The organism is Streptomyces sp. NPDC055099 (genome assembly GCF_053607685.1).
The window spans coordinates 1-14,874 of record NZ_JBSGUA010000034.1; the positions used below are offsets into that span (position 1 = coordinate 1).

Genomic DNA, 14,874 nt, shown 5'->3' on the forward strand with positions numbered 1-14,874 from the left:
CCTCCCCCACACTACTTTTTTTTTTTTTCTGTGGGTTTCGTTTTTGTTTATCCTCCCCGGCCCAACCGGGCGCCCCCCCCCCCCCGCCCCGGGGGCCGGCCGCCTTCACTGACCTCGGACTCGCCTAGAGGTCGACTTCCTGCATCAGCATGCCGACCTCGGTGTTCGAGAGCCTGCGCAGCCACCCGGACTTCTGGTCGCCGAGCGCGATCGGCCCGAAGGACGTCCGCACCAGCTTGTCGACCGGGAAGCCGGCCTCCGCGAGCATGCGGCGCACGATGTGCTTGCGGCCCTCGTGCAGCGTCACCTCGACCAGGTAGTTCTTGCCGGTCTGCTCGACGACGCGGAAGTGGTCCGCGCGGGCGTACCCGTCCTCGAGCTCGATGCCGTCCTTGAGCCGCTTGCCCAGGTCACGCGGGATCGGGCCGACGATGTGCGCGAGGTAGACCTTCTTCACGCCGTACTTCGGGTGCGTGAGGCGGTGCGCCAGCTCACCGTGGTTGGTGAGCAGGATGACGCCCTCGGTCTCGGTGTCGAGCCGCCCGACGTGGAACAGCCGCGCCTCGCGGTTGTTCGTGTAGTCCCCCAGGCACTGCCGCCCCTCGGTGTCCTCCATGGTGGAGACGACACCGGCGGGCTTGTTCAGCGCGAAGAACTGGTACGACTGCGTGGCCACCGTCAGGCCGTCGACCTTGATCTCGTCCCGCTCGGGCTGGACCCGCAGGCCCTGCTCCATCACGATCTCGCCGTTGACCTCGACGCGGGCCTGCTCGACCAGCTCCTCGCAGGCACGGCGCGAGCCGTAGCCAGCGCGGGCGAGGACCTTCTGCAGCCGCTCGCCCTCCTGCTCGGCGCCGGGGAAGGTCTTGGGCGGGCTCACCTTCGGCTTGCCCGCGTACCGCTCGCGGTTGCGCTCTTCCTGCCGCGCGTCGTACTCACGGGACGTCGCGGGAGCTCCCGCGCCACGACGCGTACCCCGGTCCGAGCCCTGAGGCGCCCTGGGGCCGCCCTTGGCGCCACCGCGCGCGGCCGCGCCGCGGCCCTTCCGGCCGGCGTCGCCGCCCACGTCGTAGCGGCGCTCCTCGGGGCGGGGCTTGCTCTCGCGCTTCGGCGCCTTGTCGTCGCGGGCGCCACCGGCGCCGCGACCCTGGCGGTCCGGGCTGTTGCCGGAACCCCGGTAATCGCGCCCGCCGCCGCTTCCGCGACCGCCGCCGCTTCCGCGCCCACCGCTGCTGCCACGGCTGCCGCTGTTGCCACCACGGCTCCCGCCGTTGTTTCCGCTGCTGTTCCTGCCGTTGCTGCTTCGCATCAAATTTCCGTTAGTCGTCTGTGCTCTCGGTGTACTCGTCACCCGGCGCATCGGGTGCGTCCGGATCGAACGACGGAACGCCTTCCAGCGTCTCGGCCTCGATCGCCTCCGCCTCGGGGAGGAAAGGCGCGAGCTCCGGGAGCTCGTCCAGGCCGCGCAGGCCCATCCGCTCCAAAAAGTAGTTCGTCGTCCTGTACAGGATCGCACCTGTTTCGGGTTCCGCGCCCGCCTCCTCCACCAGACCCCTCTGGAGAAGCGTCCGCATCACGCCGTCACAGTTCACTCCGCGCACCGCGGAGACCCTGGAACGGCTCACCGGCTGGCGGTACGCGACGACCGCGAGGGTCTCCAGGGCCGCCTGGGTGAGCCGCGCCTGCTGCCCGTCGAGCACGAAGCGCTCCACGGCGGCGGCGTACTCGGGCCGGGTGTAGAACCGCCAGCCGCCCGCCACGAGCCGCAGCTCGAAGCCGCGCCGCTGCACGGTGTACTCGTCGGCGAGCTCCCGCAGCGCGTCGGCGACCTGCCGCCGTGGCCGGTCGAGGATCTTGGCGAGGTGCTCCTCGGTGGCCGGTTCGTCGACGACCATGAGGACGGCCTCCAGGGCGGGCCGCAGCTCGAGATCGGCGACGGCACTCAGCAGATCACCGGCAGGACGCTCCGTACTCATGTGGCCGTCTCCTCACTCGTCTCACCCTTCGTGTCACCCGGTGTCTCGGGCGGGCGGTCGAACTCGTCGGTCACCGTCGGCTCCCCGTCGCCGTCCCCGCCGGTCCACCGCACCATCAGCTCGCCCAGGGCGGCCTCCTGGTCCAGCTCCACGGCCTTCTCGCGGTACAGCTCCAGGAGCGCGAGGAAACGCGCGACGACGGTCAGGGTGTCCCCCGCGTCCTCCACGAGCACCTGGAAGCTGAGCTCGCCCCGCTCCCGGAGCCGGGCCACGACCACCCCGGCCTGCTCCTGCACGGACACCAGCGGGGCATGGATGTGGTCGACGTACACCTGGGGCTTCGCGCGGGGCTGCATCGCCTTCACCGCGAGCCGGGCGAACCCCTCGGCGCCGATGCTGATGACGACCTCGGGCAGCAGCTCCGCGTGGTGGGCCTCGAGACCGACGGTGCGCGGATAACGCCGCGCCTCCTGTTCGAGCCGCTCGCTGAAGATGTCGGCGATCCGCTTGTACGCGCGGTACTGGAGCAGCCGCGCGAAGAGCAGGTCCCGCGCTTCGAGCAGCGCGAGGTCCCCCTCGTCCTCGACCTCGGCGGAGGGCAGAAGGCGGGCCGCCTTGAGGTCGAGCAGGGTGGCGGCGACCACGAGGAACTCGGTGGTCTGATCCAGGTCCCAGTCGGGCCCCATGGCGCGGATGTGCGCCATGAACTCGTCGGTCACCGTCGAAAGCGCGACTTCGGTGACGTCCATCTTGTGCTTCGAGATGAGCTGGAGCAGCAGATCGAAGGGGCCCTCGAAGTTGGCGAGACGGACCTTGAACCGCCCGTCGTCGGGCTCGGACTCCGGCTCCGGCTCGGGCTCCGCTTCGGGGGCCGCCTCCGGCTCGGGAATCAGATCCGGTTCCGGCGCGGGCTCCGCGGGAGCCGCACCCGGGCCGCGCCCCAGCGCACGCCGACGGGCGGCCGGTGCGGAATCGTCGTTCAGGGGCATCGGCGGGAACGCTACCGCTACCGCCCGCGCAACCGTCGTACGAGAATGCTCGCGTCCCCGCGGGACTCCAGATCCGCGAGCACCACGGCCACCGCCTCGCGGACGATGCGCCCGCGGTCGACCGCGAGCCCGTGCTCGCCCCGCAGCACGAGACGCGCGTGCTCCAGGTCCATCAGCTCCTCGGCGGACACGTACACGGTGATCTTCTCGTCGTGCCGCTCGCGCCCGCTGGGCCGCCGGTTGGCCGCCCGTGCGCGCCGTCGCGCCTGTGCCGTGGAGGAGGCGTTCGCGGACCGGCCGCCGCCCTGTGCGGCGGCGCCTTCCTGGCCCTGACCCTGCCCCTGGGGCTGACCCTGGGCGGCGCGGCCCTCGGCCGTGGCCGACCGGCCGCGGGCTTCACCCGACTCCGCGTCGGCGGCGCCGTGTTCGGCTGCGTCGCCGCCCTCTGCCTCCGCGCCGCCGCCGTGCGCGTCACCGGCAGCGGTCTCGTCGCTCTCGCCCGCCGGCGACGGCACCCGTGCCTCGCCGTTCGCCTGGCGTCGCGGGGAGGACGACTGCAGCGCCATCCCCCCGGTCGTACGGAACAGTTCGTCGGCCCCCGGCAGACTCACTCGGCGTGACACCGGGCGAGCACCTCCCTGGCGAGCTGGCGATAAGCGGCCGCGCCGACCGAGTTCGATGCGTACGTCGTGATCGGCTCACCGGCGACCGTGGTCTCCGGGAAGCGGACCGTGCGCCCGATCACCGTGTGGTACACGTGATCGTCGAAGGCCTCGACCACCCGCGCGAGCACCTCACGGCTGTGCACCGTGCGGGAGTCGTACATGGTGGCCAGGATGCCGTCGAGCTCCAGGTCGGGGTTGAGCCGCTCCTGGACCTTCTCGATGGTCTCCGTCAGCAGGGCCACACCGCGCAGCGCGAAGAACTCGCACTCGAGCGGCACGATCACCTTGTGAGCCGCCGTCAGGGCGTTCACGGTGAGCAGGCCGAGCGAGGGCTGACAGTCGATCACGATGTAGTCGTAGTCCTGCATCAGCGGCTTCAACGCCCGCTGCAGCGTGGACTCGCGCGCGACCTCGCTCACCAACTGCACCTCGGCGGCGGACAGGTCGATGTTGCTGGGCAGCAGGTCCATGTTCGGGACCGCCGTCTTCAGCAGCACCTCGTCGGCCGACATGCCCCGCTCCATGAGCAGGTTGTAGACCGTCAGGTCCAGCTCCATCGGGTTCACCCCGAGGCCCACCGACAGGGCGCCCTGCGGGTCGAAGTCGACCAGCAGGACCCGGCGTCCGTACTCCGCGAGTGCGGCACCCAGGTTGATGGTCGACGTCGTCTTGCCCACGCCGCCCTTCTGGTTGCACATCGCGATGATCTTCGCGGGACCGTGATCGGTCAGCGGACCCGGGATCGGGAAGTACGGCAGCGGGCGTCCCGTGGGACCGATGCGCTCACGGCGCTGACGGGCCGCGTCCGGGGCCAGCGTGGCCGCGTACTCGGGATCGGGCTCGTACTCGGCGTCAGGGTCGTAGAAGTGCCCCTGGGGCAGTTCCTCGTAGTCGGCGAGTTGGGTGTGGGTGGTGTTCTCGCCACTCCGGTCGCCGGCCATGGCGTTCACGTGATGGCCATCCATGCTCTGGGGTGCAGACGATGTCGACGGGGTCGCCCCCGTCGGCTGTGCCTGCTGGGGGTTCTGGCGGGCTGCGAAGGTGCGGACAGCGACGGAGCCGACAGCCTCGAGCCCCACGGGTCCTTGGCCGCGCTCAGACATTCCTGGTTGACCACCCCCGGGAGCAAATGTCGACTCATTCACAAGTCGTCTTACCTCCTTGGTGACCAGGAAATTTCTCGATAGGTCAGCGTGGCACCATGCCGACGGTTGGCGACTCTATGGCGTGTCACCGGTCCGCAGCAACACAATCCGCCGGACCCGGCCCGATGTGTCGGCAATCGAACGCCCCCATGTCAAGGGTGTGCGGCGTGTCTTCGGCACGATTCCGGGGTGTGCGAATCGGTTAAAGGGTTACGTTCAAGGCGAGTTGACCATGTCCACGGACATACGCATACGGCCGGACCCCTCTCAAGGTCCGGCCGCGGGCGTGAGATTGACGACTTTCGTTGACGAAAGCGGTCGGGTTCAGCTTCGGGTTCAGCCGAGGAGCGTCTCCAGCTCGACGTGCTCGAGGCCGTGCGACTCGGCGACCTCCTTGTAAACGACCTTGCCGTCATGGGTGTTGAGACCCAGGGCGAGCGCGTGGTCACGGCGCAGCGCCTCGACCCAGCCGCGGTTCGCCAGCTCGACGATGTACGGCATCGTCGCGTTGGTCAGCGCGTACGTCGAGGTGTTGGGCACCGCGCCGGGCATGTTGGCGACGCAGTAGAACACCGAGTTGTGGACCGGGAAGGTCGGCTCGGCGTGCGTGGTCGGGTGCGAGTCCTCGAAGCAGCCGCCCTGGTCGATCGCGATGTCGACAAGGACACTTCCCGGCTTCATGCGCGAGACGAGCTCGTTGGTGACGAGCTTCGGCGCCTTGGCGCCCGGGATGAGGACGGCGCCGATGACGAGGTCGGCGTCGAGGCAGGCCTTCTCGAGCTCGAAGGCGTTGGAGATGACGGTCTGGATCTTCGTGCCGAAGATCTTGTCCGCCTCCTTGAGCTTGTTGATGTCCTTGTCGAGCAGGGTCACGTGGAAGCCCATGCCGATGGCGATCTGCGCGGCGTTCCAGCCGGAGACGCCGCCGCCGATGACGACGGCCTTGCCGGCCGCGACACCCGGGACACCGCCGGGCAGCACACCGCGGCCGCCCTGGGCGGCCATCAGGTGGTAGGCGCCGACCTGCGGGGCCAGGCGGCCCGCGACCTCGGACATCGGGGCGAGCAGCGGGAGCGCGCGGTTCGCGGTCTCGACGGTCTCGTACGCGATGGCGGTCGTGCCGGACTCCAGGAGCGCGTCCGTGCACTCCTTGGAGGCGGCCAGGTGCAGGTAGGTGAAGAGGGTCTGGTCCTTGCGGAGGCGGTGGTACTCCTCGGCGATGGGCTCCTTGACCTTCAGGAGGAGGTCGGCCGTGGCCCAGACCTCGTCCGCGGTGTCCAGGATGACGGCGCCCGCGGAGACGTACTCCGCGTCCGTGATCGAGGAGCCGACACCGGCGTTCCGCTCGATGACGACCTGGTGGCCATGGCGCACCAGCTCATGCACGCCGGCGGGGGTGATGGCCACCCGGAACTCGTTGTTCTTGACCTCGCGGGGGATGCCGACCTTCACGTCGATCACGGTCCTCTTGGCTCAGGGGTTTTTCGGGCAATGCACTACATACCGATACACAAGAGGGCGCATCGGAGACACCACGGAAGTACGCGGCGGAGCCAGTCTAATGAAGGACTTCTCGCTGTCTAGCCTTTCAATGCATCAATCTTCTGCGGAAGTGCTACGGATTTCGTAGGCGGAAGGTTTCACTCCAGCTTGCGATGCAAGCCCGGTGACCTCCTGCGTCCCTGTTCCCAGCATGCGCTCGGCGGCACTGCGGTGCAGCCGGGCGGCCGCCGGGTCGCCGAGCCGGTCCAGGGTGTCGGCCAGCCTGAGCTGCAGCGCTGCCTGAAGACGTACGTCACCGGCCTGCCGCGCCCAGTCGACGGCCTCCTGGCAGGTGCGCAGCGACTCCTCGGGCCGCCCCGCGTACTCCTGCACCCGCGCCAGCTCGCTCAACGCCCTTGCCTGGCCCGCCACATCACCGGCCTTGCGGTAGCCGGTGACCGCCGAGCTCCAGTTGCGCAGCGCCTCGCCGTAACGGCCCGCGTACGTGTGCGCCGTCGCGACGCGGCCGTACAGGCGGGCGGCATCGGCGCGCTCATCCCGCGTGAGGCGATGGGCGAGCGCGCGCCCGAACCAGTCGGAGGCCCGCGACCAGTCCCCCAGCTCCTGATAGGCACCGCCTACGGATTCCATCGCGCGGCCGGTCGCATACGGATCATTTGCTTCCCGTCCGGCGTCCAGCGCGAGCCGATACCGCACCAGTGCCTCGTGCGTCCGTCCCGTCCGCGCGTCCAGATCCGCGAGATTCAGCAGGGCCGCCGCCTTCTCGCGGGGCAGGTTCCGCCGCTCGGCGACATCGAGGACGAGCCGGTGTACGCCGTACAGCTCGGGAGCCGCGTCCTCCGTGCCCCGGTGGGCGACCAGCGCCCTGGTCAGGGCCGCCATCAGGCGCCGCGCGAGGGTGTCGAGCTCCCCGTCGGCGACCGCGAGGCGGGCCGCGGCGAGCAGGGCGGGCTGCCGCACGCGCAACCACTCGGCGGCGGCCGCCGGATTGGGGAAGCGCAGCGCGCGTGGCAGACCGGCGAGCTTCTTGCGGGCGCCCGAGTCGTCCGGCTCCGTGACCGCCCGGCAGGACTGGAGGAGACGTACGGTCCGCTCCAGCATCCTGGCCCGCGCGAGCTGCACCTCGGCGGGCCGGTCCTGGCTCTCGGTGCGCGCCCGGAGCAGCGGCAGCAGGCAGGCCGGCAGCTCGTACTGCGGGAGGGCCGAATCCACGGCCCTGACCAGGCCGAGCTTCACGAAGTCGTCCAGGGTCGTGCGGGCCGCGGAGACCGAGCAGCCCGCGAGCGCGGACGCGGTGTGCGGGTCGAGGTAGCCGGCCGGGGCGAGGGAGAGATAGCGCAGTATCCGCGCGGCGGCGCCCGGCAGCGAGGTGTACGAGAGCTCGAAGATGCGGGCGAGGGCGCCGGAGGGGGACTCGTCCTCGGGCCGGTCGTGCACCTGCTTGGCCAGGTCGGCGACGGCCGCCTTGGGCCGCCCGGAGAGCCAGCCGCCGGCCAGGACGAGCGCGGCGGGGTGCGCGGCGCAGGCCTCGACCAGGCTCTCGGCCGACCGCGGGTCCACGGTGATGCGCACCGGGCCCGCCGCGCGGGAGAGCAGTTCGACCCCCGCGGCGGTGTCCAGGCCGCCCAGCGTGCAGGGCCGCACATCCGGGATGCCGGTGAGCGGGCCCTCCGACACGGCGACGACCAGGCACTCGGGCGTGTCCGGGAGCAGCGGGTCGACCTGCTCGGCGTCCGCGGCGCCGTCGAGAAGCAGCAGGGCCCGGCGGCCGGAGAGGGCTTCGCGGAGCACTTCGGTGAGCTCGTCCTCGTCTGCGCCGGCCGGTGCGGGGACTTCGAGGGCGTCGAGGAGTTCCCGGGCGGTGCGCTCGGTGGGCACGCGCGTGCCGTCGGGTTCGGTGAGATGGGCGCGCAGCAGCCCGTCGGGGTAGTCGTCGGCGACCTGCCGGGCGAGTTCCTCGGCGAGCGCGGAGCGGCCCGAGCCGGGGCGGCCGGCGATGAGGAGCACGCGCGCGCGGGGCGCCTTGCGGCCCGCGATGGTGTCGAGTCCTGCGCGGTCGATGTCGGCGCGGAGCTCTTTCAACTCCCTGCGCCGGCCGACGAATTGACTGTCCTCGGAGGCCCGGGCCGGAGCGGGCCGCGGCACCGCGCCGCCCGCCGCCGAACCGTCCGTGTCGACCGCCTGATCCGTCACGGGTCATGCTCCGTCCGCCTGCGCGCGAACCCGCCGGGACTCCGGTCGGGACGCTTCCAGAGCCTAGTTCAGGCCCTGGCGTCTCCCCTGGCGAGCGGCACGCACAAGTCCCCCGATCGGATCAGCAGATCGTCACACCGGAGGACTTCTCAGGCCTCGAAGGGGCGCGCGGGCCAGGGCGCCTCGGCGGGACGCAGCGCGTCCAGGCCGTCGCCGCTCAGCGCGGCGGTCAGCGAAAGGGCGCCCACGACCAGGCAGTTGTTGTGCAGCTCACCGGCGAGCACACCGCGTACGAGCTCTTGAAGCGGTACGCGCGCCAGCTCCATGTCGGCCTCCTCCTCGGAGACCTCGAAGCGCTCGCCCTCGGCCTCGGACAGGTCGCGGGCCAGGAAGATCCGCACGGCCTCGTCGCAGCCGCCGGGCGTGGTGAAGACGTCGGTCAGGACACGCCAGTCCTCGGCCTTGACGTGCGCCTCTTCGTAGAGCTCGCGCTGGGCGGCGTGCAGGGGGTTCTCGCCGGGGATGTCGAGCAGGCCCGCCGGGATCTCCCACAGCTTGTGGCGGACGGGGTGGCGGTACTGACTCAGGACCAGGACGCGGCCCTCGTCGTCCAGGGCGAGCACCGCGACCGAGCCGGGGTGCACCTGGTAGTCACGGTGGACGACGGACCCGTCGGGCATGACCACGTCGTCGGTGCGCACCGAGGTCTTGTTCCCCACGAAGGGCGTCTTCGTCGCCGTGACCTGCCACTCCTCGGCGGTGTCCTTGATCGTCATGTCGCCCTGTCCTCCCACACGTGCAAACAGAAACCGGGGCACGCGCCTCATGAGACCCGTACCCCGGCAACCGTATCGCTCTTGTGTTACTTGCCCGTCTGGCGCGCTTCTTCCTGCCGTGCCACTGCCGCCTTCACCAGGCCCGCGAAGAGCGGGTGCGGGCGCGTCGGGCGCGAGCGCAGCTCCGGGTGCGCCTGGGTGGCGACCAGGTAGGGGTGGACCTCGCGGGGGTACTCGACGTACTCGACGAGCTTGCCGTCCGGGGACGTGCCGGAGAAGAGGATGCCGGCCTTCTTCTCGAGCTCGGCGCGGTAGGAGTTGTTCACCTCGTAGCGGTGACGGTGGCGCTCCTCGACGTACTCCTTGCCGTCGTACACCTCACGGGCGATGGAGCCCTCGGCGAGCTTCGCGGGGTACATGCCCAGGCGCATCGTGCCGCCCATGTCGCCCTCACCGGCGACGATGTCCAGCTGCTCCGCCATGGTCGAGATGACCGGGTGGGCGGTCGCGGCGTCGAACTCCGTGGAGTTGGCGTCGGGGATGTCCGCGAGGTTGCGGGCGGCCTCGACGACGATGCACTGCAGGCCGAGGCAGATGCCGAGCAGCGGCACCTTGTTCTCGCGGGCGTACTGGATGGCGCTGACCTTGCCGTTGACGCCGCGCTCGCCGAAGCCGCCGGGGATCAGGATGGCGTCGACGTCACCGAGCTGCTTGGCGGCGCCCGCCGGGGTCTTGCAGTCGTCGGAGGTGACCCACTTGACCTTGACGCGGGCGCGGTTGGCGAAGCCGCCGGCGCGCAGGGCCTCGGTCACCGAGAGGTAGGCGTCGGGCAGGTCGATGTACTTGCCGACCAGCGCGATGGTGACCTCGTGGTTCGGGTTGTGCACCCGGTCCAGGAGGTCCTCCCACTGGGTCCAGTTCACGTCGCGGAACGGGAGGTCCAGCTTGCGGACCACGTAGGCGTCCAGGCCCTCGGTGTGCAGGACCTTCGGGATGTCGTAGATCGACGGGGCGTCCTTGCAGGCCACGACCGCGGCCTCGTCGACGTCGCACATCAGCGAGATCTTGCGCTTGATGGCCGTCGGCACGTCACGGTCGGCGCGCAGCACGATGGCGTCCGGCTGGATACCGATGTTGCGCAGGGCCGCGACCGAGTGCTGGGTCGGCTTGGTCTTCAGCTCGCCGGAGGGGCCGATGTAGGGAAGCAGCGAGATGTGCACGACGAAGACGTTGTCGCGGCCGACCTCGTGGCGGACCTGGCGGACGGTCTCCAGGAACGGCAGCGACTCGATGTCGCCCACCGTGCCGCCGACCTCCGTGATGACGACGTCGACGTCGTCGGTGGCCATGCGGCGGATGCGGTGCTTGATCTCGTTCGTGATGTGCGGGATGACCTGCACCGTGTCGCCGAGGTACTCGCCGCGCCGCTCCTTGGCGATGACCTGCGAGTAGACCTGGCCGGTGGTGACATTGGCCGTGCCGTCGAGGTCGACGTCCAGGAAGCGCTCGTAGTGCCCGATGTCCAGGTCGGTCTCGGCGCCGTCGTTCGTGACGAACACCTCACCGTGCTGGAAGGGGTTCATCGTGCCGGGGTCGACATTGAGGTACGGGTCGAGCTTCTGCATGGTGACGCGCAGGCCGCGCGCCTTGAGGAGCGCACCCAGGCTCGAGGCAGTCAGACCCTTGCCGAGGGAAGAGGCGACACCCCCGGTGACGAAGATGTGCTTGGTCGTCGATGACGCAGAGGATCGAGTCTGCATGGCCAAGAGGGGGCTCCCGTGGTCGCGGTCTGAAGGGTGCGTACCGGCCTCGTCCCAGGTTTTGGAGGAGGTGCCGTCGCTGCGGTTCGGGGGTTCTATGACCACCGGCTCACGGGCTACCAGGGTATCAGCGACCGGACGAGGCTGCTTCCGGCCACGCTCGGACACCCCCGTCACACCTCCCTCACCAGGCGCTCACCCGTTCGGCGCAGGCTGGTTGCCGGGAGCGGCGCGCAGATCACCGGGGTGCGTCGTATCCTGCTCGGACACTGGCTGCCGAGCCGGACCGACCAACGGCAATCACCCCCTACCGTTCTTGGAACAAGAGGCTCGCGCAGTACGTTTCACAGCGAACCCCTTGACCGTAGTAGCGAGCGCCCCGAGAGGGCGACGTGGCCGTTTGACTGGAGATGCACGTGGCCGGGCGCATCGAGGATTACGCACTCATCGGAGACATGCAGACCGCCGCCCTGGTCTGCCGGGACGGCACAGTCGACTGGCTGTGCCTGCCCCGCTTCGACTCTCACGCCATCTTCGCCGGATTGCTCGGCACGGAGGAGCACGGATTCTGGCGGCTCGGGCCCGCTCACAGCCCCGACGCGCCACCGCCGACCGCCGCGCGGCGCACGTACCGCGGCGACTCGCTGATCCTTGAATCCGAGTGGGACACCCCGCGCGGCACGGTCCGCGTGACCGATTTCATGCCGCCGCGCGACACGGACGCCCCGCAGCTCGTGCGGATCGTCGAGGGCGTCAGCGGCCGGGTGCCGATGCGCTCCGCCCTGCGGATGCGTTTCTCGTACGGCCGGGTCGTGCCCTGGGTGCACAAGGTCGACGAGCGCACGGTGGCCGTCGCGGGGCCCGACTCCGTGTGGCTCGACACGACGGCCGAGACCTTCGGCAAGGACCTCACGACGTACTCGGACTTCACGGTCTCGCCCGGTGACCGGGTCGCGTTCACCATCTCGTGGCAGCCCTCGCACAAGGAGCCGCCGCCGCCCGCCGAGCCCGAGAACGCCCTCGAGGCGACGCAGGACTTCTGGCGCGAGTGGGTGGACCACTGCACGTACCACGGCCCGTACCGCGAGGCCGTGGTCCGCTCGCTGATCACCCTGAAGGCCCTGACGTACGCCCCCACGGGCGGCATCGTGGCGGCGCCCACGACGTCGCTGCCGGAGGACGTCGGCGGCTCCCGCAACTGGGACTACCGCTACACCTGGCTGCGCGACGCCGCCATCACGCTCTCCTCGCTCCTGCGCACCGGCTACCGCGAGGAGGCCCGCGCCTGGCGCGAGTGGCTGCTCCGCGCGGTGGCGGGCGACCCCGAGAACCTGCAGATCATGTACGGCATCGCGGGCGAGCGCGAGCTCGGCGAGGCCGAGCTCGACTGGCTGCCGGGGTACGAGGGCTCGACCCCGGTCCGGGCCGGCAACGGCGCCGCGCACCAGCTCCAGCTCGATGTGTACGGCGAGGTCACCGAGGCCCTGCACCTGGCGCACATGACGGGCCTGGCCCGCAGCGACTACGCCTCGCTGCTCCAGCTCAAGCTGATCCGGTATCTGGAGACGCACTGGGACCAGCCGGACGAGGGCATCTGGGAGGTCCGCGGCCCGCGCCGCCACTTCGTGCACTCCAAGGTGATGGTGTGGGTCGCCGTCGACCGCACGATCAAGCTCATCGAGTCCGGTGACGCGGACGGCCCCCTGGACAAGTGGCGCGACCTGCGTGACGACATCCACCGGGACGTCTGCGAGAAGGGCTACGACAAGGAGCGCAACACGTTCACGCAGTCGTACGGCTCGAAGGAGCTGGACGCCTCGCTGCTCCTCATCCCGCAGATGGGCTTCCTGCCGCCCGACGACAAGCGTGTGATCGGCACGATCGAGGCGATCCAGCGGGAGCTCTCGACGTCGGACGGCTTCATCCTGCGCTATCCGACGTCCGGCGACGGGGAGAACCTGGACGGCCTGGAGGGTGACGAAGGCGCCTTCCTTGCCTGTTCGTTCTGGATGGCGGACGACCTGGCGATGATCGGCCGGGTCGACGAGGCCCGCAAGCTCTTCGAGAAGCTGCTCGCGCTCCGCAACGACCTGGGGCTGCTCGCCGAGGAGTGGGACCCGCGGCTGCAGCGCCAGGTCGGCAACTTCCCGCAGGCGTTCAGCCACGTGCCGCTGATCGACACGGCACTGCGGCTGACGGCCAGCGGGGCGTACGGCGGCTAGTCACACCAGCTTCCCGATGACCTCCCGGGCGGCGCGCTCTCCTTCGGTCGCGCCGCCCTCCATGAAGCCCTGGAAGTCGTAGGAGCAGTGCTCGCCGCCGATGTGGAGGGTGCCCCGCGGGCCCTGCGGCGTGCCTTCGTAGCCGGCGTAGCGGTGCAGATAGCCGACGGGCCAGTACGAGTAGGCGCCGAGGGCATAGGGGTCCTTGTGCCAGGCCGAGAGCTGGGCCCTGCCGGTCCAGGCCGCCTTGGTGCCGGGGAAGACCTGGTCGATCTGGCCCAGATACCGGGTGGAGAGGTCGCGTACGTAGGGGTCGGACTCGGTGTTGAACGGGCCGGACGGTGACAGCGATCGGGCGAGGGTGCCGCCGCCGTACTGGATGAGGATGCCGCCGGTGCCCGGCTGGAGCTTGGTGGTGTCCCAGGTCTGCTGGAAGTCGGCGTCGGTGAAGCAGTCGCCCGCGCTCACTCCCGGCCAGGCGCCGGTGCCGCGCCAGGGTCGGCTGCCGAACTGCATGTTGAGCTTGGTGCAGTGGCCCATGCGGGCATCACGCAGCAGGTTCGTCATGCGGGCGTCCAACCCGGCCTTGGTGAGGTCGAGCTGCTTGAGCACCGGCAGCGGTACGCACAGGATCGTGTGGTCGGCGGTGGCGGTGCGCGTGGCGCCCGCCTCGGTGTAGGTGAGGGTCTGGGTGCCGTCCGAGTCGGCGCGTACGGCGGTCAGCGCACAGCCGGGGCGCAGGGTGCCGTCGGGCAGGAAGTCGGCGATGGCGTGCGGGAGTCGGTCGTTGCCGCCGGTGATGTGGTAGCGCTCGTCGGACAGGCCCCAGATGTTGAAGTGCCCCGGATTGGTCTGGTAGCCCATCAGCAGGACGAGGGCGAGCGCGGACTGGTCGGTGGTGTCGGCGCCGTACTCGACGTTGTAGGCGACGTCGAACCAGCGGCCGAGCGGGGAGCCGTGCCCTCCGGGGACGCGGGAGTCGATCCACTCATGAATCGACATGTTGTCGAGGGCGGTGCCTGCCGGGGTGGTCTGGCTCCAGAAGACCTCGCCGGCCTCCGACAGGTCGCGGCGCAGGAGTTGGTAGACCTCCTTGAAGTCGTCGTCGGCCTGGGCGCGCGGGTAGTAGGCGCCGTCGAACCAGAGGATCTCCTGCGCGCCGCGCGGTCCGCCGCCGAGGAAGTCCTCGACGGGGAGGTCGAAGCGGCGGCACAGCTCCAGGATCTTCTTGTGGCTCGTGTCGATCAGCTCGCCGCCGATCTCGGAGGTCTGGCCGTACGCCCAGTGGGCGCGCTGGGTGCGCATGCGGCCGCCGACCCGGTCGGGATTGGCTTCGTAGAGCGTGCAGTTCAGGCCCGCGTCATGGAGGGTGAGAGCGGCGGTCAGGCCCGATATCCCGGCTCCTACGACGGCTATGCGGGGTGCGCCTTTCGTGGCCGAGGCTCTCGCGCGGGGAGCTGCCGCGAGGCCCGCGCCGGCCGCGAGCCCCGCTGCGGCTGCCCCCTTGAGGGCCGTTCTGCGACTGAATGGTCTTGCGGCGCCCCGCAGTTCGGCCACGGGGACGCCGAGGCGCCGGGCCTCGCCGTGCTGCGCGGCCAGTTGCTTCAAGGCGTGCATCGGGTTCGTACGGGACACGGGAGATCTC

General features: G+C 70.4%; 11 protein-coding genes. 1 reads left to right on the forward strand and 10 read right to left on the reverse strand.

The genetic code is table 11. The features are described 5' to 3' along the window. Positions 1 to 124 precede the first annotated feature (124 nt). From ACWFRU_RS40145 to ACWFRU_RS40185, 9 genes are all read right to left on the reverse strand, one after another. Positions 125 to 1,309 (reverse strand): pseudouridine synthase, encoded by a 1,185-nt coding sequence (locus ACWFRU_RS40145; protein ID WP_453693459.1) that lies wholly within the window; start codon positions 1,307 to 1,309, stop codon positions 125 to 127. 10 nt (positions 1,310 to 1,319) lie between these two features. Next, complete coding sequence (gene scpB, locus ACWFRU_RS40150) at positions 1,320 to 1,976, reverse strand: SMC-Scp complex subunit ScpB (RefSeq protein ID WP_453693461.1); 657 nt, start codon at positions 1,974 to 1,976, stop codon at positions 1,320 to 1,322. Then, positions 1,973 to 2,965: a segregation and condensation protein A gene (locus ACWFRU_RS40155; RefSeq protein WP_453693463.1), complete on the reverse strand. Its 993-nt coding sequence runs from the start codon at positions 2,963 to 2,965 to the stop codon at positions 1,973 to 1,975. The genes scpB and ACWFRU_RS40155 overlap by 4 nt, the downstream gene beginning before the upstream one ends. Before the next feature lie 17 nt (positions 2,966 to 2,982). Next, a complete protein-coding gene (locus ACWFRU_RS40160; protein ID WP_453693465.1) occupies positions 2,983 to 3,588 on the reverse strand; it encodes a hypothetical protein in 606 nt (201 codons plus the stop codon). Continuing rightward, on the reverse strand, positions 3,573 to 4,733 hold the full coding sequence (locus ACWFRU_RS40165; protein ID WP_453693467.1) for a ParA family protein: 1,161 nt from the start codon (positions 4,731 to 4,733) through the stop codon (positions 3,573 to 3,575). The genes ACWFRU_RS40160 and ACWFRU_RS40165 overlap by 16 nt, the downstream gene beginning before the upstream one ends. A gap of 378 nt (positions 4,734 to 5,111) precedes the next feature. Further along, a complete protein-coding gene (gene ald, locus ACWFRU_RS40170; protein ID WP_363211130.1) occupies positions 5,112 to 6,227 on the reverse strand; it encodes an alanine dehydrogenase in 1,116 nt (371 codons plus the stop codon). A 144-nt stretch (positions 6,228 to 6,371) separates the two neighbouring features. Next, positions 6,372 to 8,471, reverse strand: coding sequence for a tetratricopeptide repeat protein (locus ACWFRU_RS40175; RefSeq protein ID WP_453693469.1), 2,100 nt, complete (start codon positions 8,469 to 8,471; stop codon positions 6,372 to 6,374). A 149-nt stretch (positions 8,472 to 8,620) separates the two neighbouring features. Further along, positions 8,621 to 9,247, reverse strand: a complete 627-nt coding sequence (locus tag ACWFRU_RS40180) for an NUDIX domain-containing protein (RefSeq protein WP_453693471.1) — start codon at positions 9,245 to 9,247, stop codon at positions 8,621 to 8,623. Positions 9,248 to 9,333: 86 nt separating this feature from the next. Beyond that, on the reverse strand, positions 9,334 to 11,007 hold the full coding sequence (locus ACWFRU_RS40185; protein ID WP_453693473.1) for a CTP synthase: 1,674 nt from the start codon (positions 11,005 to 11,007) through the stop codon (positions 9,334 to 9,336). Between the two features lie 410 nt (positions 11,008 to 11,417). On the opposite strand from ACWFRU_RS40185, the gene ACWFRU_RS40190 reads away from it, so the two are divergent. Further along, complete coding sequence (locus tag ACWFRU_RS40190; RefSeq protein ID WP_453693475.1) at positions 11,418 to 13,229, forward strand: glycoside hydrolase family 15 protein; 1,812 nt, start codon at positions 11,418 to 11,420, stop codon at positions 13,227 to 13,229. Here ACWFRU_RS40190 and ACWFRU_RS40195 read toward each other — a convergent pair whose 3' ends face one another. Next, positions 13,230 to 14,864: a flavin monoamine oxidase family protein gene (locus ACWFRU_RS40195; protein WP_453693477.1), complete on the reverse strand. Its 1,635-nt coding sequence runs from the start codon at positions 14,862 to 14,864 to the stop codon at positions 13,230 to 13,232. Positions 14,865 to 14,874 lie beyond the last annotated feature (10 nt).

Bases quoted from the DNA above. Each gene is read 5' to 3' on its own strand.
- ACWFRU_RS40145 (WP_453693459.1), bottom strand. From the start codon at position 1,309: ATGCGAAGCAGCAACGGCAGGAACAGCAGCGGAAACAACGGCGGGAGC.
- scpB (WP_453693461.1), bottom strand. From the start codon at position 1,976: ATGAGTACGGAGCGTCCTGCCGGTGATCTGCTGAGTGCCGTCGCCGAT.
- ACWFRU_RS40155 (WP_453693463.1), bottom strand. From the start codon at position 2,965: ATGCCCCTGAACGACGATTCCGCACCGGCCGCCCGTCGGCGTGCGCTG.
- ACWFRU_RS40165 (WP_453693467.1), bottom strand. From the start codon at position 4,733: ATGTCTGAGCGCGGCCAAGGACCCGTGGGGCTCGAGGCTGTCGGCTCC.
- ACWFRU_RS40180 (WP_453693471.1), bottom strand. From the start codon at position 9,247: ATGACGATCAAGGACACCGCCGAGGAGTGGCAGGTCACGGCGACGAAG.
- ACWFRU_RS40185 (WP_453693473.1), bottom strand. From the start codon at position 11,007: ATGCAGACTCGATCCTCTGCGTCATCGACGACCAAGCACATCTTCGTC.
- ACWFRU_RS40190 (WP_453693475.1), top strand. From the start codon at position 11,418: ATGCACGTGGCCGGGCGCATCGAGGATTACGCACTCATCGGAGACATG.